Raw genomic sequence first — 20,415 nt, forward strand, 5'->3', positions numbered from 1 at the left:
CACGAAAGGGGACAGACAGCGATGGCCGACCCCGAGCAGCAGGTCCGCGACTGGCTCACCGCCTACACCGCACCCACCGCGAGCGTGGCCCACCTGCTGTGCGATCGGCACGACCCGACCCGCACGGCCGTCACCGAGGTGCTGCCCGACCTGTCTGCCACCACCCTGACCTACGGCGACCTGTCGCGCCGTGCCGCGGATCTGGCCGCTGTCCTGGCCGAGCACGGCGTAGGGGTCGGCGACCGGGTGGCCACCCTGCTTCCGCTGGGCACCGACCTGACCGTCAGCGCCGTGGCCGCCTGGCGCCTGGGCGCGGTCCTGGTCCCGCTGCCGCCCGTCCTGGCCGCCTCGGCCGTGGACCAGCGGCTGCGCCAGGTGGCCGCCTCGGCCGTGGTCGCTCCCGCCGAGCAGAGCGGCAAGCTCGCCGCCGACGCCCCCTGGACGGTGCTCGACCCCGACCAGCCCCCGGCCGAGAAGGCCCCCGACCCCGTGGCGGTGGGCCCCGACGCGCCCCTGCTCATCAGCCACACCCCCGGCGTGTCCGGCCCCCCGCGCCAGATCACTGTCCCGGTCCGGGCCCTGACCGCCTTCCACATCCACCACCACTACGGGCTGGGAGTGCGCGACGACGACCTGTACTGGTGCTTCAGCGAACCCGGCGACCCCCACGGCCTGTACTACGGGCTGGTCTCCCCGCTGCTGGCCGGACACGCCTGCCTGCACCTGCGCGCCGGCTTCGACCCGGAGCTGACCCTGGACGTGCTGGAGACGTTCGGGGTGACCCGCCTGGCCGCCGCCCCCACCGTCTACCGTGCGCTGCGCAGCGCCACCAAGACCCTGCCGCCCGGGATCATGGTGCAGGGCCTGGCCAGCAACGGCGACGCGCTGCGCGCCGACCTCACCGACTGGGCGCTGGGCACCTTCGGCGTGGGCATCAGCGACCACTACGGGCACGCCGAGTCCGGGATCGTGGCCGTCAACGACGGGCAGGGCGGCCCGCTGGAAGCCCTGCCCGGATTCCGGCTGGCGGTGCTGGACCCGCTCAGCGACACCCCCGCCGACGTCGGCGTGCCCGGCCGGGTGGCGGTCGACACCGTCGACAGCCCCGCCTGGTGGTTCGACGGCTACCCGGACGACCCGCTGGCCGCGGCGCGCCGCTTCAGCCCCGACGGCCGCTGGTACCTGACCGGGGACACCGGCACCGCGGACGAGTCCGGCGCCATCCACCTGACCCGCCACGACGGCGAGGTGATCATCACCTCCGGCTACCGGATCGGCCCCTACGACGTGGAGTCGGTGCTGCTGGAGCACGACGCGGTCGACGAGGTGGCCGTCTACGGGCTGCCCGACCCGGAGCGGGGCGCGCTGGTGGCGGCCAACGTGGTGCTGGCCCCCGGCGTCTCCCCCGGTGAGGAACTCGCCGAGGAACTCAAACGCCTGGTCGCCGAACGCTTCGCCGAGACCGCCGTGCCGCAGCGGCTGACGTTCGTGCCGCACCTGCCCAAGACCGCCAGCGGCAAGCTGCGCCGCAACCGGCTGCGCGCCAGCGCCGCCTGAGCCGCCCGCCCGTTCAGCCCTGTTCGACGAGCGTGTCGATGCGCGCGGCCAACTTCAGGTCGCGTTCGGTCAGATGCCCCACGTCGTGGCTGGTCAGGGTGAAGGTGATGGTGGTGTAGCGGATGTCGATGTCGGGATGGTGGTTGGCCTCCTCGGCGGCTCGGGCGACCCGCCCCACCAGGTCGATGCCGTCGGTGAAGCTCGGCACCGTGACGGTGCGGGTGATGGCCTGCCCCTCGCGGCGCCAGGCGGGCAGTCGGTTCAGCGCCGCCTCCAGCGCGGTCTCGTTGGTGGTGTCGACCATGGCTCCTCCTGCTCGCCTCGGGGACGGCCCGCCGCCCTGACCCGTACGGCGGGCGGGTTCGCTGTGGCTCTACCCGCGTTCGCGGCCTTCCACCGCGCAGGGACGAAGACGCGGCCCGCCCGCGGGTCGGGCGTGCTGCTCGGCGAGGACCTTCCGCGGCGACGTGGCGGGCGTCGGCCGCCACCGCCGGACCGGTGGGCCGGTGGCAGGGAAGCCGGATGAGCGCGATCGACAGTGCGCGGCCGCGCACCCAGGTCGCCTCGTCTGCGTCCACCCCGTCACGGAAGACGCCGCGGGCGCGGGCGAGCAGGGGCCACCCCACGATCAGGGCCACGGCGGGGTCTTTCACACCTGCGGCCACGAAGCCGACGACGGTACTCAGCCGGCCGTCGCGGACCAGCACGCCGCCGGGTGACAGGTCGGCGTGCCCCACGGGGCGGGGCCGTGCCAGAGGGCGCAGCACCTCCTCCCACACGGTGAGCGCCACGGCGGCGTCGCGGGCCGCCAGGGGAAAGCCACGGTCGGCGCAGGGCCCGTCCGAGGGGACGGCGCAGCGCGGTGACGAATCCCGCCCGGTCCCCGGCCGGGCCGACGGGGGCGTCGAGGCGGCCGAGGACCGGGGCCCCGTCCAGCCAGCGGTGGACCGCCCACGGCCGGGAGCGCCCCTGGGCGAGCAGGAGGGCGGCGGCGGGGCGGGGCAGCCGTACCACCCTGTCCTCCCCCAGCCGGTGGGCGGCGTTGCCGGTCCCCGTGGACTCCACCGGGGGCCGGGCAGGCCCGCCCGGAACTGTTCGGCGAGCAGTCCCCGCACCAGCGGAACGTCGACGTCGGCTCCCCCGGCATACACCCTCGCGGCGCCCACACCCACCCCCTCGCCACAGTCGAACGACACCGCCCCCTCCCCTCCCCGGTCCCCAGGCCATCCCACCGGTCTTCGCTGCCCGGCCCGCCAGGGACCGGCCCCGCCCTTCCGGTACGCCGAGAATCCACGTGCCGGTCACGCGCCGTACGTTGACACCGCCACCCGGCCCCGGTTGCGTGGGCTGGGAATCCAGTGGCCCGACCGTGGGGAGAACACCGGTGGCAGGGGAGGACAGCCCCCAGGACGCGTTCGACCGCGCCGAACACCCGTCCCGGCTGCGGGAGGTGGCGTGGCTGTTCCTCAAACTGGGCACGGTCGCCTTCGGCGGGCCCGCCGCGCACACCGCGATGATGCGCCACGAAGTGGTGCGCCGCCGCGGCTGGATCAGCGACCAGCGGTTCGTCGACCTGATGAGCGCCACCAACCTGATCCCCGGCCCCAACTCCACCGAACTGGCCATCCACCTGGGCTATGAGCGGGCCCGCTGGCGCGGCCTGGTCGTGGCCGGGGTGTGCTTCATCGTCCCGGCCGCGCTCATGGTGACCGCGCTGGCCTGGGCCTACGTCCGCTACGGCGACACCCCGGCCCTGGCCGGCCTGCTGTACGGGGTGGTGCCGGTGGTGGTGGCGGTCATCGTCCACGCCCTGGGCGGCCTGGCGCGCACGGTGGTGAAGAACGTGTGGCTGGGCGCCGTGGCCGCCGCGGCGCTGGCCGCCTACCTGCTGGGCGTCAACGAACTGGTGGTGCTGGGCGCCGGTGCGGTCGTCTCCGCCCTGTCCCACCTGACGGCCGCGCTCCCGGGCCGCGGACGCGCCCACGGCCTGGCGGGCGTCCCCCTGCTGGCCGCGGCCCAGCCGGTCTTCACCGACCCCACCGCCTCCCAGCTCGCGCAGCTGTTCACCACCCTGCTCAAGATCGGCGCGGTGCTCTACGGCAGCGGATACGTGCTGGTGGCGTTCGTGCGCGGCGACTTCGTGCAGCGGCTCGGCTGGATCAGCGAACAGCAGCTCCTCGACGCCGTCGCCATCGGACAGCTCACCCCCGGACCGGTGTTCACCACCGCCACCTTCGTCGGCTACCTGGTGGCCGGACCGCTGGGCGCGCTCGTCGGCACCGTCGCGATCTTCACCCCGTCGTTCGTGTTCGTCGGCCTGCTCACCCGCATCACCGACCGGCTGCGCGCCACCGCCTGGACCTCCGCCGTGCTGGACGGGGTCAACGCGGTGTCGCTGGCGCTGATGGCCGGGGTGTCGCTGCAGTTGGCCCGTACCGCGATCGTGGACTGGCCCACCCTGGCCGTCTTCGGCTGCGCTCTGCTGCTGCTGTGGCGCAGTCGCCTCAACAGCGCCTGGCTCATCGCCGGCGGGGCCGCCGTGGGCCTGCTCCGCCTCCTGCTCGGGTGAGCCGCCCCCTCACCGCGGCGGTGTGCCGGGGGCGGGGATGCGCAGCACGATCACGGCGACGTCGTCGTCGTTGTCGTCGGGGCGGACCCGTTCGATGAGCCGGTCGCAGAAGTCGTCGACACCGTGGCGGGCCAGCGCGGCGGCGTGCCGCCGCAGCCGGGCCATGCCCGCGTCCACGCTGTGGCGGGGCGACTCGATCAGCCCGTCGGTGTAGAACACCACCGTGCTGGACACGGGCAGCTCAGCGGTGGCGTCGGTACGCGGCAGGCCCGTGTCGGTGCCCAGCAGCAGCCCGTGCCCCTCCTCCAGGAACCGGGTCCGCCCGTCCCCGAGGACCAGCAGGGGCGGCGGATGGCCCGCGTTGGTCCACCGCAGCAGCCGCCCTTCGGCCCCGGGTCCCTCCAGGCGGGCGAAGACCACGGTGGCCATGGAGGCCTCGCTGATGGGCCCCAGGGCCTGGTCGAGGCGTTCGACGATGCCGCTGGGCGGCTCGTCGCGGTCCCAGGCCAGGGCGCGCAGCATGTTGCGGAGCTGCGCCATGTGCGCGGCGGCCTGCAGGTCGTGGCCGACCACGTCCCCGACCACCAGGGCCAGGGTGCCGTCGGGCAGTTCGAAGGCGTCGTACCAGTCACCGCCCACGTGGGAGGCGTGCGGTGCGGGACGGTAGCGCACGGCCATCTGCAGGGAGGTGGTCCTGGGCAGCGGCGGCAGCAGGTAGCGCTGCATCGTCTCGGCGACCCGCTGCTGGCGTTCGTACAGCCGCGCGTTGTCCAGGGCGAGTCCAGCCTGGCGGGCCAGGTCGTCCACCAGCGCCAGTTCGGTGCTGTCGAAGTCGTGGAGCTGGTCGGCGCGGCCCAGGGTGAGGGCCCCCAGAACGGAGCCGCGCGGGCCGCGCAGCGGCGCGGCGACCGCCGAGTGCATGCGGGTGCGTGCGAACAGCTCCCGTTGGGCCACCGCCATGCCCGCGTCCGGGGGACGCCGGTAGTCCTGCGGGCCCAGCCGGGTGGAGGGCGCCCCCCGCAGCACCCGCGACAGCGGCATGACCGAGGTCTCGGGGATGGGCGGCATCGGCCCCTGCAACTCCTCCAGGCGGACGTGTCGACCGTCCTCGTGGTGGACCACGAACGCCCGGTCCACCTCCCCGGCCTCGTTGACCAGGTCGACCACGGCCCAGTCGGCCAGGCGGGGGGTGACCAGCCGCACCAGCCGCCACAGCGCCTCCCTGACCTGCAGGGTGGAGGTCAGCGCCGAGGCGGCCTCGGCCAGCAGGGACAGGCTGTCGGCCAGGACGGCCAGCTCGGTCACGTGGTCGGTGGGGGCCAGCTCGGCGACCACGCTGTCGTCGTCGTAGGGGTCGCGGGAGTGGAACAGCACCGCCGCACCGGTGGTCTCCTCGTCGATGCGGTAGGGCGAGGTCAGCCAGACCACGGGCAGCAGGGTGCCGTCCCCCCGCAGGAACCACTTGTTGCCGCCGTAGGTGGTCTGCCCCTGCAGGAAGGCCCGCATCAGCCGGCACTGCGCGCGCGGCAGCAGCACCCCTCCGGCCCCCCGGTGCAGCAGGTCGTGGGCGTTGTGTCCGATCACGGCGGAGGCGGACCGGCCGAGCAGCTCCTCACCGCGGGGATTGACCGCGATGATCTGCTCGCGGTCGTTGGTCAGGTACACCCCGACGTTGAGCCCGGCCATCACCTTGTGCGGCAGGTCCGGATCGGGGACGGCGGGTGCGGTGTCCCGGTGGTGGTCGCTGTGCAAGGGTTCGCCTTCTTCCTGGACGAACGCGCTGTTCACCCGGTCCAAGAGTAACGGCCGCGCGACCACGGGATCACAGACCGCCGCTGTCCGCGCAGAGCCGAAAAACCCCGACGGGATCGGGGTGCCCGAGAGGCCCGCGCCAGCAGGGTGCGGACCTGTGGTGTGCGTCCCTACAGTCCAACGTGGCGCATCGGGTTGTCATTCCACGCGTCGGCGGGGCGGATGTAGGTGTCGACCACGGAGGAGTTCGGCGACCAGCGTCCCTGGCGGGCGATGTGGGCACGGGGCACCCGGGCCGCCGCGGCGGCGGTGGCCGCGCCCGCGCGCAGGGAGTGGGCGGTGATCGGAGCGTCGATCCCGGCGCGGCGGGCCAGCGTCTTGACGATGTGGTTGATGCCGGCGCCGCTCATGCGCCCGGAGCCGCGGATGGTGGCGCCGGGGCTTCCGGCGGGCCGCCCGTACCGGTCCACGGCGCGCAGCAGCGGACCGGAGGTGATGCCGATCTCGGCGAGCGCGTCGATCCAGGCCAGCGTGGTGCGCACCGGGCAGGTGCGGGCCAGCGACCCGTAGGGGACGGCGACGGCGGCCCCGGCCGAGTCGCGGTCGGTCTTGGAGGTGCGCACCCGCACCTGCAGGCCCTCGGCGAGGAGCTGCACGTCGGCGATGTCGAGGGCGGCCAGTTCGCTGCGGCGGGCCATCATCGCGAACCCGAGCAGGCACAGGGTGCGGTCGCGCAGGCCCGCCAGGTCGTCGCCGGTGGCCTCCACCATGGCGCGCAGCTGCTCCACGGTCAGGGCGGGGGCGCGCCGCGGAACATGCCCGGCCTGGGCGCGTTCCCGGCGGTAGGCGCGCAGCACCATGCGGGCGGGTTTGGTGTCCAGGGGCAGGCCCAGGGCGGTGTGGTGGGACTGGATGGTGCCCAGGACACGGTCGACGGTGGCGGGGGCGGGCGGCGGAACGGCGTGAGTGAGGGCGTCGACGTAGGTGGCGAGGGTGGCGGCGGAGGCGGGCAGGGCGCTGCGCTCCCGGGCGGCGCACCACTCCTGGAAGGCGGCCCAGTCGCGGCTGTAGGCGGCACGGGTGTTGGGGGTCCAGCTGTCGGCGATGCGCGCGGCCGCGGTCGGGCTCAGCTCCTCGTCGGCGCGGGCGACGGAGTGGTCGTCGACGGGGACGAGCGGGCCGTGGGGGTGGGGGGTGGTCAATCGACAGTCCTTCCTCGCGCGGTGCCGCCGGGGGCTCGTTCCGCCTGGCTATTAAGGCACAAGGCGGGCACACGGGCAAAAACCCGGGGCGGCGGAGTGTCGCGGGGCGGTGCGCTCCCGCAGCCTTGCCCCGCCTCCCGGGGTGCGGCTGCGGGGTCAGGACTTCCAGGGGCCGATGCGGTCCAGGCGGCGGCGCTGCTGGCGGGCGGCGGCCGCGTGCGGTGAGGCGGTCGGCGACCGCGGCGCGGTGCTCGACGGGGTGGTGGTCGTCGTACTTGAACTTGGCGCGCACCTCGCAGACCTGCAGGCGCAGGCCGCGGACGCCGGACAGCATCCGGCCGTAGGGGGGCTGGCCGACGGCGACGACGGCGTGGTCGCCGTCGGGGTGGAAGTGGGCCATCTGGCGGCGCAGCAGTTCGGCCTTGCCCTCGGCGTCGTCGACGATGTCGGCGCGGCAGGTGAACTGGACGGCCGTGTAGTAGCTGGTGGGCACCCCCTCCCGGGGCGGGGTGGCGGCGCCGGCACGCCAGGGGCCGGGGACGAAGGCGTAGTCGCCGACGACGGTGAGGACGACGTTGGGGTCGCGCTCGATCGCCGCCCAGACCGGGTTGGGGCGGGCGAGGTGGACCAGCAGGTGGCTCCCGTCGCGGGTGAAGTGGGTGGGCACGACGAGGGGCGGCCGGCCGGGCGGCCCGTTGACGCACAGCTGACCGAAGTCGTGGCCTTCGGCGAGCCAGGCCTGCCATTCGGCGTCGTCCAGGGCGGCGTCCCAGGGGTGGATGAGCATGTCGGACCTCCTCGGGCCGGCGGGCGGGGCTCGCCCGGATCGGGGAACCGTACCGCAGCCCGGGTGCCGCGCGCCGCACCGCCCTTCCCGGCCCACGTGCCCCGGCCTCGGAGTCACCGGTTCACCGGAGTCTCGTGGCGCACGTTCCGGTCCTCCTCACCCGTCTTCGGGAAGCCGGTCCCGACAGCGGGCTCACCCGCCCCGTCACCGCCGTCACCGTCCTCACCTCCGGCTCTCCTGTCGGGGAGGAGGAAAGCGACGACCAAGGCGACCACTACGCCGATCAAGGACCACTCGGGTCCTTCGAAACAGAACACGACCATCGTGGCGGGGAAGGTGCAGAGCAGCACAGTGGTTCCGATGGTGGACAGGAACGGTCGGACTTTCCACCCTGTTCTGACCTCTGCCTCACCGACGGCTCCGCTTTCCCGGATGCCGGTCTCACCGAGGAGCAGCAGTATGAATCCGACCGTCCCCACACATGCCGCACCGAAGATGAGCAGGTCGGATCCTCCGGACAGATCGATGGCCATCATCGCGGGGAAGGTGCCGAGGAGCACAGCGGACCCGATCGTGGACAGGAGGAGCCGGAAATCCTTCCGGCTCATTCCGGTGTTGCCACCATCGGTATTCCCATCGGCCCCACCACCGGTCCCGTCGAAGAAGAACGACAGAAAGAGTCCGGAAATCCCGATGCCCGCTATGCCGAGGTTGATCCGTTCGGTTCCCCCCAGACAACCGCTGATCGCCAGGGCGGGTGCCATGCCGATGAACAGGGCTGTCCCGAGGACGGCCAGGAGTGTCCGAAAGCCTGTCAACCCCATTCTGGTCTCTCCTCTGCTGCTGACTGGAATGCGTGTTCGAACGTGTGAAGGTCCGCCAGGCGGATCGTCGTGGCGTTTCAGGACAGGGCCGAGGGGCGGGGCAGGTGGAGTTTGTCCGTCGGGAAAGGTTTCGAAAAGCATAAGGCAACCACCGCCGACACGCGCAGACCGCCGATGAAGAGCCCATTGGAAAGGGATGACGGGACAGAACAGAAACCCCGCTTCCCACAGGGGACACTGCTTTCTGAACCGGCATCGGTGACGCCTCGAAGAAGCGTCGAAGCAATCGTCAGGAGTCCTGCCGTGCTCGTCGCATCCGAGCAGAGAACTGTCACGCTGTGCGGAGACCGGGACGTGGGCAACAACGGAGCAGGATCGTGCGCTGAGCCTTCTTCGCTCAGGTCAGAGAGGTGACACGTCCCGATGGTCGCGTCCTTGGGAGAGTCGCCGCAGATGGTCTGCGATAGCCCCGGGAGGCGGCGATGGGCACGATCCACCGGCTCGACACCGCTACCACGGTCCCCACCATTGCCGAGGCGGCCGAAGCGTTCCTCGCTGGTACAGGTAATCCCAACACCGCTCGCGCCTACCGCAGCGCACTGGTTGCGCTCGCAGACCGGTTCGGTGCCCACCGTCCGCTGCCAGTACTGGATGGCGAGCAGATCCCGGACCGTGTGGCCGACTGGTTCGCCGCGACTTGGGGCACGGCGGCGCCTGCGACGTTCAACGCCCGCTTGGGCGCGCTGGCCTCGGCCGCGGCCCGGTGGCGTGACCAAGGGTGGCTGTCCGGTGACCCACTGGTGCGCATCCGCCGCCTGCCCCGCACCCCCGACCACACTCGGGCTCTGGACCGCGCCGAGGTCGAGCGCCTGCTCACCCGGGAAGGGGCCGCCCTGCGCGAGCGCACCCTGTGGCAGCTGCTGTACGAATCAGCGGCGCGCGCCGAGGAGGTGCTCGCCCTGGACGTCGAGGAACTGGACCTGCGCAACCGCCGGGCGAAGGTGCGACGTAAGGGCGGTGCGGCCGACGTCATCACCTGGCGTACCGCCACCGCGCGGCTACTGCCCCGGCTGCTGGTCGGCCGCTCCTCCGGCCCGGTGTTCCCCACCGACCGGCGCGCCCGGGTCGAGCTACCTGCCAAGGACATCGACGCCGGCTCAGGGCGGGCCCGGCTGTCCCACCGGAGGGCCGCCGAGCTGTTCAGCACGGCTGCCGGCGGGGCGACGCAGCACCAGCTGCGGCACCCTCCTCACCCACGCGACTGAGGAGGGTGCCAACACCTCCACCCTGCTCGCCTACTCCGGTCATACCTCGGCGGCTTCCCTGGCCCGCTACGCCCGGGTTTCACCTGAAGGGCCGACCCGTTGGCAGGCAGGGCGCGACCCGGCACGCAGGAGCTGAGCCACGCAGACCGTGTTTTCCGGTCACCGGTTCCTAACTTCTTTTTTTCGGACATTAAGATGCTTCGCACGTAGGGGAAATTAGAAGAATGTCAATCCTGGGGCCACATGTGGCCATGAGGTCAAGCTGTTCATGATGTGCAACTGGTTCTCCAGGTCCCGCCCACCTTGAAAAACAGGAGAGGCGGAGCCCGCTGTGTTCGAATGGAAATGAACCGTCCACCGAATCGTCCTTCAGAAACGACCCAGGCTGGATGTTCTTCCTTCCGGCGAAGGCTTCACTTTTCAGTCTCGTCGACGTCGCTGTCGGGGGCGCCCAGCGGACGCAGCCCTTCGGGCATCTCGGGCAGGGAGAAGGAGCGGCGGCCCAGCATGTTGATGTGCTTGCGGATGAACGGCGAGAGCCGCGCCACGTCTTCGTCGCGCACGTCGACCCCCTCGGCACGGACTCGGCACGGAGCTTGTCCAGGGCAGTGTTCGTGTAGCGGGTGTTGAACAGCACGACGGCGTTGAGGACCAGGCCCAGCGCGCCGAGTTGGTCCTCCATGCCCTCGTGGTAGCGCTGGTAGAGGTGGCCATGCTTGCCATGGAAGATAAGGCGGGCCAGGGCGTGGCGACCTTCCTGGAGGTTGGAGTGGGCCTTGATGGTGCGCCGGTAGCCGGATTCGTCGGCTAGGCGCAGGATGTGCAGGGTTTTGGGGATGCGGCCGAAGTGGGCGATGGCATCGCTCATCGGGGTGGTTCGGCCATTTGTTCGCCTTGGTGTCTTCTGTCCTTGCCAGTCCGCCACAATTTGGACAGATCGGAACGGGATGGAAAGAGAACCTGCCTGATGTCCCCACGATGGCCTGCAGGACGGTGATGAGGAGGTCGAGGAGCTACTCCCGATCTTCGATCCCGAACTTCCCTCGAAGGTGAGGGAGAGGCTCAGCCGTGCTCCTAAGCGTCTTGTCCCTGCTGAGAAGAAGCCCACGCGCGTCAAGCCCCAGAACGCCGATCCCCTCTCACCTGCGACCAAGGTGGTTATGGCGATCAGTCTTCTGGCGTTAACTGCTCTGGTGACTGCGCTGGTGGCGTGGCTGGCCGCCGCGCTCATGCCGCTGCTGGTCGGGCTCTCGGCCCTGCTGCTGCTCGTGGGAATCGTGGCCGGTTTTGTGGCGGGCGGTGTGGGGTGGACTGACTGCTCTGGTCCTCGCGGGTGTAATCATCGCTGTCGGCCAGTGGCTGGGACGGGACGGAGTTGTTGTTCTACTGTCGGTTCTTACCGCCCTGTTCGGGATTCTGGTCACGATCAGGGCGGTCTTCGGCGATGCCCACGACAGCCGCCCCAGGCCAACCACCACCGCTACCTGCTCCCCGCCGACTTCGACACACACGGACGTGCCCTGCTGCTGCGTGTGCAGCGGACCCGGCATTTGGTGAAGAAGGCCTCCAAGGTCCTGGGGGGATGCTTTCGACAGCGAGCAGGCGATGATGCTGCTGCGTGAACAGGAGTGGCAACTGGCACGGCTGCTGTACAAGCAGCAGAGACTCGGCGAAGAGCTGAAAGAGCGCGCGGAGAACGCGGTCTCCGAGACCGTTCGCGAATCGATGCGGCCACAGTTTGAGGCGATTCGCGCTGTTGAGAAGGCCATCGAACAGCGAGTCGCGGCCATCGTCGCTTATGGGGACAAGGTGCGCCTGGCCATGACCAAGCAGCGCGAGCGGGAGCAGATCGAGGCTGCCCAGGCACGCGACGACGCATACGGGGAGCTCCTCGCCGAGGCCGCCACCAAACAGCTTGGCGCCGACCACCTGCGCACGGTCACGGATTTGGAGGCCATCCGCAAGGTGTGGGAGGCCAGTATCCGGGAGGTGTCGGAGGCAGGGCGGTGGCTGGCCGAAGCCGCTGATCTGCTGTCCTCCGACGAACCGGACTGATCTTTCCCAAAGAAGAATTCGGAGGCGGAGGAGCGGCGGCGTGCTGCCGACGCCCAGGAAGTTCAGCGTTGCGGTCGCAGAGGCTGCGTCGCAGGGCTCGTGTCTCTGGTTTGTCGTCTGGTTTGCAGTAACAGTAACTCTGCAGGCAGTTGGCTTGTGTGGGGGTAGGAGGAAGCCTCGCCGTGGCCGGGGTTGTGGTGGAACGATGGGCTGTTATGGGCCGGTCGGTGAAGATCCTCCTCGCGCTCACAGCCACTCTGCTGTGGGGTGGTGGCGTGGCGGTGATGGTGTGGGTGGCGGGGGGCTGGTCGTGGCAGGCGGCAGAACGCGCCGGCTGGCTGGCCGCCATCGCCGCCCTGCTGCTCCCCGCCACGGGGCTGTGGGTCTGGGCGCTGCGGCCTGGTGCCCAAGCCGCCGAGCCACCGACGCAACCAGGGCCGGGACCGTCGTCGGCCACCAACACCGTGCGAGGCGACGTCTCGGGGCAGGCGGTCCAAGCCCACACCATCGAATCACTCACCATCCAGTCTGTTCCCCCGGCCCAGCAGCGCGACCCGACCTGGTGGTCGGCACCGGTGGCCGCGGTGGATCCGCTGGAGGTGGGGGTGCACCGCTCCAGAGAAGGCCTACCCTCGTACGTGGCGCGTGACTGCGAGACCCAGCTGGCCCAGCACTTGGACCAGGCGGTCGAGCGCGGGGGCCTGGTGTTGGTGGTGGGCCCCTCCACCGCGGGCAAGACCCGCGCGGCCTGGACCGCGGTGGCCACCCGGTGCCCGGATCGGGAGGTGTTCGTGCCCGACCCGGGCACCGACCTGACCCGCCTCGCAGACGCCGTAGGCGCCCACGCCCGAACCGGCAGGCGGGCAGTGGTGTGGCTGGACGACCTCGACAAACACCTCAACGAGGGAAGCCGCCTCACCGGCTCCCTGCTCAACCAGTTCCACCACGCGGGCGCGGTGGTGGTGGCCACCATGCGCCAGGGCATCCACACCCGCCTCACCGCCCCCGGCCCGGCGGTACGCACCCCAGAGGAAAGCGAACTGAAGGTGGGTGAGGAGGAACGGCGCCTGCTGCGTGACGTCGATGCGGTGGAGGTGGCCCGGCAGTGGAGCGGCGCGGAACTGGACCGCGCCCAAAACAGCGGGGATACCGCGGTGGTCGAGGCGGCGTGCCGCCAACGCGCCGGTCATGGGCACGGGGTGGGCGAGTACCTGTCCTCGGCCCCCCAACTGCTCGCCCTGTGGCAGGCCCAGCGGGACCTATCCACCAGTGAGGGCGGGCATCCGCGGGCGTTTCGGGTGGTGGCCGCCTCCGTGGACCTGGCCCGCATCGGCGTCGAACACGCCGACCGGGACTTGTTGCAGGCCGCCCACGAACTCTACGACCTGTCCGCGGTGCTGCGCCCCAAGTCCTTCGACCAGGCGCTGGACTGGGCCACCCGCACCCACGAGGACACCTGCGGCCTGCTGCTGCCCGCCACCACCGACGACCCGCCAACAGAGTGGCGGCCCTTCGACTACCTCGTCGACCAGATCACCACCCCCATCCCCGACGCCCTGTGGCACCTCGCCCTGGAGCATGCCACCAACCCCCACACCCACACCGCCATCGGACGAGCCGCCCACGACCACGACCGCCCCGCCATCGCCGAAACCGCCTTCCGCCGCGCCGCCGACGCAGAACACCCCCACGCCATGAACGGCCTCGGTGTTCTGCTCCATGAGCGGGGGGAAGTGGAGGAGGCGGAGTCCTGGTACCGCCGCGCCGCCGAGGCCAATGTCTCCATTGCCATGCGCAATCTCGGACTCCTGCTCGACGCGCGGGGAGAATCGGCGGAGGCGGAGTCCTGGTACCGCCGCGCCGCCGAGGCCAATATCCCCGCCGCCATGAGCAACCTCGGACTCCTGCTGGCTGAGCGGGGGGAAGTGGAAGAGGCGGAGTCCTGGTACCGTCACGCCATCAAGGCTGGCCACCCCATCGCCATGGTCAACCTCGGCTTCCTGCTGGAGAAGCGGGGGAAGAAAGAAGAAGCCGAGCAGTGGTATCGGCACGCCATCAAGGCTGGCCACCCCATCGCCATGCGCAATCTCGGCTTCCTGCTGGAGGAGCGGGGGGAGAGGGAAGAAGCCGAGGTCTGGTACCGGCGCGCCATTGACACGGCGAGCAATGCCAACACTAAGTGCAATCTCGGCGTCCTGTTGGAGGAGCGGAGACGGGAGGCGGAGCAATGGCGGCGGGTCGTCGAGGAGGCAGCCGAGGAGGACTAGTCGCTGTCCGAGCGCTGAAAAAAAGGGGGCGACTGCACTCCCCCGTTTGTCTGTTTTGTGATGATGTCTGGTTTGCGGTAAACAGGGCTTGCCCACCCACGTCGGCGCCGTTGTTCGACTTCCCGGTGTGTTCACCGATTCCCTGATAACAGCAAGGGCTTTTGGACGTACTGGAGGCCACCGGGCGTCGGGTTGCGTCGGGCGGGTCGGCACTGGAACTGTCGGATGGGTTCTTCCCGATCACCTGGTTCCGGGAGTGGGCGGTTGAGGCGGCTAAGAGGGCAGAATTGGAGCATGGCGCCCCCTTCCTCTATGCCTCATCCCGGTGACGAGAACCCCTCTCTGTCCTCCCCGTCGGAGGAAGGAGAGGCTCGGGCTGCGGGCGGGGCCGACACCGCCCACGGGGACATCATTTCCACCGTCTACCGGGGCGACCACGTCGACCAGCGCGACGCCCAAGCCCAGCGCGACGTCATCGGCCAACAGGTCAACAACGGGCCCCACTTCTACCTGTATCCGGAGCCCCCTGCGCCCCCCATGCACAATCCCGCTTTGCGGGAGGCTTTGGGAAGGCCGATCGGCCAGTGCGACCCTCATGATCTGGAGGTTCATCCGGCCCTGCAGGCCCCAAGTGTGCCGGGGGCGGCCGGTTCGGTGCCGCGGCGGGATGCGGCGCGGCTGCCCGTCTATGTGCGGCGGGCCCACGACGAGGAACTGGCGAGTGTCGTCGAGGACGCCGCGCGGGGGCGTAGTCGTATGGCCGTGCTGGTGGGGTCGTCGTCGACGGGGAAGACGCGGGCCTGCTGGGAGGCCATCCAACCCCTCGCCGAGCGGGGGTGGCGGTTGTGGCATCCGGTGGATCCGACCCGGGCCGAGGCCGCCCTGGCCGACCTGGACCACATCACCCCGCACACGGTGGTCTGGCTCAACGAGGCCCAGCACTACCTCGGCGCAGGTGGCGGGACGGGCGAGCGTGTGGCCACGGCCCTGCACACCCTCCTCACCGACCCCGACCGCGCCCCCGTGCTGGTGCTGGGCACGTTGTGGCTCGACTACGCCCACACCTACACCCAACGCCCCGACCCAGGGCAGCCGGATGTGCACGCCCAGGCCCGGGCACTGCTGGCAGGCCGCCTGATCCACGTACCCGACGCCTTCGACCAGACCGCGCTGGCCGAGGCACACCGCCACGCCAAGACAGGGGACGGACAGTGGGCGCACGCCCTGGAACTCAGCCGACAGGGTCGGGTGGCCCAGGTGCTGGCCGGGGGACCGGCCCTGCTGGAGCGCTACCAGACCGCCCCACCCGCAGCACGCGCCCTGCTGGAGGCAGCCATGGACGCCCGCCGCCTGGGCGCAGGATTGCACCTGCCCCAGGAGTTTCTGGTGGAGGCGGCCGAGGACTACCTCACCGACGACGAACTCGCCGTCCTCGACGACGACTGGATCGACCACAGCCTGGTCTACACCGGCCAGCCCGTGCACGGTAACCTCGCGCCCCTACGCAGAGTGCGCCCACGCCGCTCCCAGACCGGCCCCGCTTCTGGCACGGCGGGTCCGGTCTACCGGCTGGCCGACTACCTCGAACAACACGGCCGCCACCACCGGCGCGACCACTACCCGCCCGCCTCCTTCTGGCAGGCCGCCCACCGCCACCTCACCACCCCCGACGAACTACATACCCTGGCCAAAGCCGCCCACCGGCGCGGCCTGCTCAAGCACGCGGTCCGGCTCTACCACCGCGCGATCCTGGCCCACCACCCCCTCTCTGCCCACGGCTTGGTCAACCTGCTGTCGTCAGACACCGACCCCCACAACACCGGCGCCCACTGGACCGCCACCCACGCCCCCCTCACCGACCCGGGCGGCGTCGCCTTCCTGCTGGAGGCGCTGCACGAGGTCGGGCGGGAGGAGGCGGTGCGGGAGTTGTTGGCGCGCAACCCCGCCGCCCACGTCGACCTCACCGCCCCGGGCGGCGTCGCCTTCCTGCTGCGGGTGCTGCACGAGGTCGGGCGGGAGGAGGCGGTGCGGGAGTTGTTGGCGCGCAACCCCGCCGCCCACGTCGACCTCACCGCCCCGGGCGGCGTCGCCTTCCTGCTGGAGGCGCTGCGCCAAGCGGGGCAGGCTGGGGCGGTGCGGGCGCTGTTGGCGCGCAACCCCGCCGCCCACGTCGACCTCACCGCCCCGGGCGGCGTCGCCTTCCTGCTGCGGGTGCTGCACGAGGTCGGGCGGGAGGAGGCGGTGCGGGCGCTGTTGGCGCGCAACCCCGCCGCCCACGCCCCCCTCACCGACCCGTATGGCGTCGCCCGTCTGCTGGAGGTGCTGCACGAGGTCGGGCGGGAGGAGGCGGTGCGGGCGCTGTTGGCGCGCAACCCCGCCGCCCACGCCCCCCTCACCGACCCGTATGGCGTCGCCCGTCTGCTGGAGGTGCTGCACGGGGTGGGGCGGGAGGAGGCGGTGCAGGCGTTGGCCTCCCGCACCGCCGCCCACGCCCCCCTCACCCACCCGGACGGCGTCGCCCGCCTGCTGGAGGTGCTGCACGGGGTGGGGCGGGAGGAGGCGGTGCAGGCGCTGGCCTCCCGCACCGCCGCCCACGCCCCCCTCACCCACCCGGACGGCGTCGCCCGCCTGCTGCGGGTGCTGCACGGGGTGGGGCGGGAGGAGGCGGTGCAGGCGCTGGCCTCCCGCACCGCCGCCCACGCCCCCCTCACCGACCCGTATGGCGTCGCCCGCCTGCTGGAGGCGCTGCGCCAAGCGGGGCAGGCTGGGGCGGTTGAGAGGTTGCAACGTCGGGCGCTGGACGCCGGTGCGCTTGGGAGGACTCCCGCGTTCCTTCAGCCGTACGGGCGGGAGCCTGACGGCACGCCTGCCGCGGCGTGGACCTGGGAGGAGGTAGTCGCGGAGGACGCTCCGCCCGCGGCCCTGTAGCACCAGCCCTGACCGTGCCCCCGGTCCCGGGGCCCGTCTTCGCGCGGCGGGGTGTCCCCAGCCCAGTGCTGGTTTTTCATAACATCCCAGTATGCGGGCCCCGCGGCGGATTTTTGTCGCCCCCGTGACCGGAGTGCCGAGGCAGGGCGCGGGCGACCGGAGACGCCGCAGCCGAACAGGAGGCCGGAACGTACGCGCAGGAGGCGCGGAAGCCGGAGAGCGCCCCGGAGTCGAGCCGCCAACAGGGGCCGGCACATCCCGCGGCCGTGTGACGAACCACGGATCTGAGTCCGGCCAACACGTGCGACGTCGATACGGAAAGACCCGCGGGCGGACTTCCCCGAAGAGATGCGACCCGGGTTTCGGGAAGGCGAAGCCCCATCCCGCAGGTGGTGTGGCGGGGGTGGCTCCGCCGGGCAGACCGGAAAGGCCGTACGCCCGAAGCCCGTCAGCGGCCGGCGCGGTGGACACGTGCTTCTGGCGGGGACGCCCCGGTGCTAGTTTGGATACGGATACGTACCCGTATACGAATAAGAGGGGTCGTGTCGGCGTCGACAACACAGGTACTCGTGGTCGGAGCGGGACCGGTGGGGCTGACTCTGGCCTGCGCCCTGGCCGCCCAGAAGGTCGAGGTCCGGGTGGTGGACCGGGCCGCACGACCGGCCACCACGTCACGGGCCAACATCCTGCACGCGCGCGGCGTGGAGGTCCTGGCCCGCCTGGACGCCCTGGGCGACCTGCCCGAACGCTCCCTCGCACCGCTGGGCATGACCATGCACGTCGGCGACCGGCCCCTGGCCACGGTGCGCTTCGCCCCCCTGCGGGGACAGTCCACGCAGGCACTGTTCGTCTCCCAGGCCGACGTGGAGGAACAACTGCGGCGCCGACTGGGCGCCCTGGGCGTCGAGGTCGAGTGGAACCGCCCCCTCGACGGACTGGAGGTCCACGAGCACGGCGTGACCGCGCACCTCGACGCACCCGACTGCACGCCGACTGGGTGGTCGGCTGCGACGGCGCGCACAGCACGGTCCGCGACCTGGCCGCGATCGACTTTCCCGGCGTCTCCGTCGGCGAGCGTTTCCTGCTCGCCGACGTCCACGTCGACTGGGACCGCAGCCGCGACGTCTCGGCGGGCTGGTTCCACCGCGACGGCATCCTGATGGCCATGCCGATGCCCTCCCCCGGCCAGACCCGCCGCGAGACCGGCACCCTGTGGCGGCTCATGGCCGAGGTCACCGCCGCCCCCGGCGAGCCGCACCTCACCCAGCAGCAGATCCTCGACCGCTTCGAGCAACTGGTCCCCCACCGCAGCGGACAGCACGCCCGCCTGGGCGAAGCCGTGTGGACCTCGGTGTTCCGCATCCACCGGCGCCTGGCCGCCGACTACCGCCGCGGCCGCGTCCTGCTGGCCGGGGACGCCGCCCACGTCCACAGCCCCATCGGCGGACAGGGCATGAACACCGGCATCGGCGACGCCGAGAACCTCGCCTGGAAACTCGCGCTCGTCGTCCACGGCCGCGCCGACGCCCGCCTGCTCGACACCTACACCGCCGAACGCCGCCCCCTGGCCACCTGGATCCTCAACGCCACCACGGCCAACACCCGCATCCTGCTGGGCGAGACCCTCCCGGCCCGCCTGCTGCGCGACCGGATCATGCTGCCGCTGCTCAATCTGCCCGCCATGCAACGCGCCGCCACCCGCAGCGCCTCCCAACTGGACGTCACCTACCGCAACGGCCCCCTGGGCGCACGCCGCGGCCGCAGCCCACACCCCGGCGACCGGATCGGCGATCTGGCCTGCCTGCGCGCCGATGCCACCCCCACCCGGCTGCACGCCGAACTCGGCTCCCGCTGGGCCCTGCTGGCGCCGCAGGCGACCGGGACGGTCGAGGAACTGGCCACGACAGCGCGCGCCCACCTCGGCGACGACGTCGGCGTCCTGCGACCGCAGGACGCCGTGAAACACGGGGACACGCTGCTGGTCCGCCCCGACGGCCACCTCGGCTGGCGCGGCCGCACCCCCGCCGACCTGCGACGCTGGCTGACCGAGACACTGGGCTGCACGGAGAAGAGCAGATGAGCCGCAACAGACCGACACCGGCCCGGGCGGGACGCCCCCGCGACCCGCAGCTGGACGAGGCCATCGTGCGCGCCGCCACCGAGCTGCTCGCCGAACGCGGCGCGGCACAGACCAGCATCGAACAGATCGCCCGACGCGCGGGCGTGACCAAGGTCAGCGTCTACCGCCGCTGGCGCACCAAGGAGGACCTGCTCGCCCACGCCGTGGAAGCACTCCGCGACCGGCTGCCCGCCGTGGACCTGGCAGCAGGAGACGACGAGCCGCTGCCGCAGGTGGTGCAGCGGCTGCTGCCGCGCTGGGGCGAGATCCTGGCCGACGCCCGGTTCCGTCGGCTCACCGCACGCCTGCTCGCCGCGGCCGCCGACCATCCGGCACTGCTGGAGGCCTACCGCACCCACCACGTCGCCCCGCGCCGCGAACGCGCCCGCGCGGTCATGGAACGGGCCCAGGCGGAGGGGTTCTTCGACGCCGACGCCGACATCGACACGGCGATCGACCTGATGGAAGGCGCGGTCATCCGGTACCTGCTGCTGGACCCCCGAGCGGCCGACCCCGTCCAGACCACCCGCTACCTGCGCACCCTGCTGACCCAGGTGGGCTTCGCCCTGCCGCGGGCAGATGACGCCTGAACCGGACGACCAGTCCTCAAGCCCCGCCCGGACCGGAATCCCGCCGGGCCGTCAACAGCCGGACCGAAGCCCCGAGCCCGGTCAAGGGCACGGCCGCCGGGAGAAGCCGGGGAAGCGGCGTGTCACCGCCGAGCTTGGGACAGGCAGCAGAAGTTGACGGTGGAGGGTGAGAACGGACGGACGACAGTTCAGGAGACGTGACGTCGCCATGGAACGCTGTCCATCAGGCGCAACCGCTTGGGCCAGGTCACAGTCGCGCGGACCAGCCCGCGGCACTGTGGCCAGCAGGATCAGGGCCGGTTTTCTCCCAGGGAGCGGTTGACCTCGGAGAGGTCGGCACGACACGCAGCCAGCGGCATTCGGGATTGGAACCGTGACGCCCCGAGACCTGGGCGATGGCGCACACACCGGTCCCACGTCTGTTTGAACCCTGGCACAGGACAGGGGATAGGACCACACTGTGAATCACATTGGCGATGAGTGATTCAGACTGGTGGGGC

General features: G+C 71.6%; 12 protein-coding genes and 3 pseudogenes. 8 read left to right on the top strand and 7 right to left on the bottom strand.

Going from position 1 to position 20,415, the window contains the following annotated elements:
* Positions 1 to 21 precede the first annotated feature (21 nt).
* A complete protein-coding gene (locus FOF52_RS05930; RefSeq protein ID WP_248592830.1) occupies positions 22 to 1,557 on the top strand; it encodes an AMP-binding protein in 1,536 nt (511 codons plus the stop codon).
* A gap of 13 nt (positions 1,558 to 1,570) precedes the next feature.
* Here the strand turns inward: FOF52_RS05930 and FOF52_RS05935 are convergent, their stop codons facing one another.
* The gene (locus FOF52_RS05935) at positions 1,571 to 1,861 is read right to left on the bottom strand and encodes a 4a-hydroxytetrahydrobiopterin dehydratase (RefSeq protein ID WP_248592831.1); all 291 of its coding nucleotides are present in this window, start codon (positions 1,859 to 1,861) and stop codon (positions 1,571 to 1,573) included.
* Between the two features lie 1,080 nt (positions 1,862 to 2,941).
* Here FOF52_RS05935 and chrA point away from each other — a divergent pair.
* Positions 2,942 to 4,126 (top strand): chromate efflux transporter, encoded by a 1,185-nt coding sequence (gene chrA, locus FOF52_RS05940; RefSeq protein ID WP_248592832.1) that lies wholly within the window; start codon positions 2,942 to 2,944, stop codon positions 4,124 to 4,126.
* A 9-nt stretch (positions 4,127 to 4,135) separates the two neighbouring features.
* On the opposite strand, the gene FOF52_RS05945 is transcribed toward chrA, so the two are convergent.
* From FOF52_RS05945 to FOF52_RS05960, 4 genes and pseudogenes are all read right to left on the bottom strand, one after another.
* Complete coding sequence (locus tag FOF52_RS05945) at positions 4,136 to 5,914, bottom strand: SpoIIE family protein phosphatase (protein ID WP_248592833.1); 1,779 nt, start codon at positions 5,912 to 5,914, stop codon at positions 4,136 to 4,138.
* Between the two features lie 134 nt (positions 5,915 to 6,048).
* On the bottom strand, positions 6,049 to 7,080 hold the full coding sequence (locus tag FOF52_RS05950) for a site-specific integrase (protein WP_248592834.1): 1,032 nt from the start codon (positions 7,078 to 7,080) through the stop codon (positions 6,049 to 6,051).
* A gap of 358 nt (positions 7,081 to 7,438) precedes the next feature.
* Positions 7,439 to 7,867, bottom strand: a pseudogene (locus FOF52_RS05955) (FMN-binding negative transcriptional regulator); the annotation flags it as partial.
* A 113-nt stretch (positions 7,868 to 7,980) separates the two neighbouring features.
* Positions 7,981 to 8,691 carry a hypothetical protein gene (locus tag FOF52_RS05960; RefSeq protein WP_248592835.1) on the bottom strand — a complete coding sequence of 237 codons (711 nt, stop codon included), beginning with the start codon at positions 8,689 to 8,691 and terminating at the stop codon, positions 7,981 to 7,983.
* Between the two features lie 482 nt (positions 8,692 to 9,173).
* On the opposite strand from FOF52_RS05960, the gene FOF52_RS05965 reads away from it, so the two are divergent.
* Positions 9,174 to 9,956, top strand: a complete 783-nt coding sequence (locus FOF52_RS05965; protein ID WP_248592836.1) for a tyrosine-type recombinase/integrase — start codon at positions 9,174 to 9,176, stop codon at positions 9,954 to 9,956.
* Between the two features lie 413 nt (positions 9,957 to 10,369).
* Here FOF52_RS05965 and FOF52_RS05970 read toward each other — a convergent pair whose 3' ends face one another.
* Positions 10,370 to 10,519: a transposase gene (locus FOF52_RS05970; protein WP_248593987.1), complete on the bottom strand. Its 150-nt coding sequence runs from the start codon at positions 10,517 to 10,519 to the stop codon at positions 10,370 to 10,372.
* A gap of 80 nt (positions 10,520 to 10,599) precedes the next feature.
* Positions 10,600 to 11,187: pseudogene (locus FOF52_RS22030) on the bottom strand (Tn3 family transposase); the annotation flags it as partial.
* A 374-nt stretch (positions 11,188 to 11,561) separates the two neighbouring features.
* On the opposite strand from FOF52_RS22030, the gene FOF52_RS05980 reads away from it, so the two are divergent.
* The 5 genes and pseudogenes from FOF52_RS05980 (at position 11,562) to FOF52_RS06000 (ending at position 19,915) form a co-directional block, all read left to right on the top strand.
* Positions 11,562 to 12,011: a hypothetical protein gene (locus tag FOF52_RS05980; RefSeq protein WP_248592837.1), complete on the top strand. Its 450-nt coding sequence runs from the start codon at positions 11,562 to 11,564 to the stop codon at positions 12,009 to 12,011.
* A 227-nt stretch (positions 12,012 to 12,238) separates the two neighbouring features.
* Positions 12,239 to 14,278 carry a tetratricopeptide repeat protein gene (locus FOF52_RS21885; RefSeq protein WP_282573912.1) on the top strand — a complete coding sequence of 680 codons (2,040 nt, stop codon included), beginning with the start codon at positions 12,239 to 12,241 and terminating at the stop codon, positions 14,276 to 14,278.
* Positions 14,279 to 14,590: 312 nt separating this feature from the next.
* The gene (locus FOF52_RS05990) at positions 14,591 to 17,206 is read left to right on the top strand and encodes a hypothetical protein (RefSeq protein ID WP_248592838.1); all 2,616 of its coding nucleotides are present in this window, start codon (positions 14,591 to 14,593) and stop codon (positions 17,204 to 17,206) included.
* 463 nt (positions 17,207 to 17,669) lie between these two features.
* Positions 17,670 to 19,286 (top strand): annotated as a pseudogene (locus tag FOF52_RS05995) (FAD-dependent monooxygenase); the annotation flags it as partial.
* Entirely contained in the window at positions 19,283 to 19,915 is a 633-nt protein-coding gene (locus FOF52_RS06000; RefSeq protein WP_248592839.1) for a TetR/AcrR family transcriptional regulator, read from the top strand. The pseudogene FOF52_RS05995 and the gene FOF52_RS06000, both read left to right, overlap by 4 nt.
* Positions 19,916 to 20,415 lie beyond the last annotated feature (500 nt).

Source organism: Thermobifida alba, from assembly GCF_023208015.1.
Lineage (GTDB): Bacteria > Actinomycetota > Actinomycetes > Streptosporangiales > Streptosporangiaceae > Thermobifida > Thermobifida alba.

What these genes read in the sequence shown, in the direction of transcription:
- FOF52_RS05990 (WP_248592838.1), top strand. Translation starts at nt 14,591, where the DNA reads ATGCCTCATCCCGGTGACGAGAACCCCTCTCTGTCCTCCCCGTCGGAG.
- FOF52_RS06000 (WP_248592839.1), top strand. Translation starts at nt 19,283, where the DNA reads ATGAGCCGCAACAGACCGACACCGGCCCGGGCGGGACGCCCCCGCGAC.
- FOF52_RS05935 (WP_248592831.1), bottom strand. Translation starts at nt 1,861, where the DNA reads ATGGTCGACACCACCAACGAGACCGCGCTGGAGGCGGCGCTGAACCGA.
- FOF52_RS05930 (WP_248592830.1), top strand. Translation starts at nt 22, where the DNA reads ATGGCCGACCCCGAGCAGCAGGTCCGCGACTGGCTCACCGCCTACACC.
- FOF52_RS05965 (WP_248592836.1), top strand. Translation starts at nt 9,174, where the DNA reads ATGGGCACGATCCACCGGCTCGACACCGCTACCACGGTCCCCACCATT.
- FOF52_RS05980 (WP_248592837.1), top strand. Translation starts at nt 11,562, where the DNA reads ATGATGCTGCTGCGTGAACAGGAGTGGCAACTGGCACGGCTGCTGTAC.
- FOF52_RS05960 (WP_248592835.1), bottom strand. Translation starts at nt 8,691, where the DNA reads ATGGGGTTGACAGGCTTTCGGACACTCCTGGCCGTCCTCGGGACAGCC.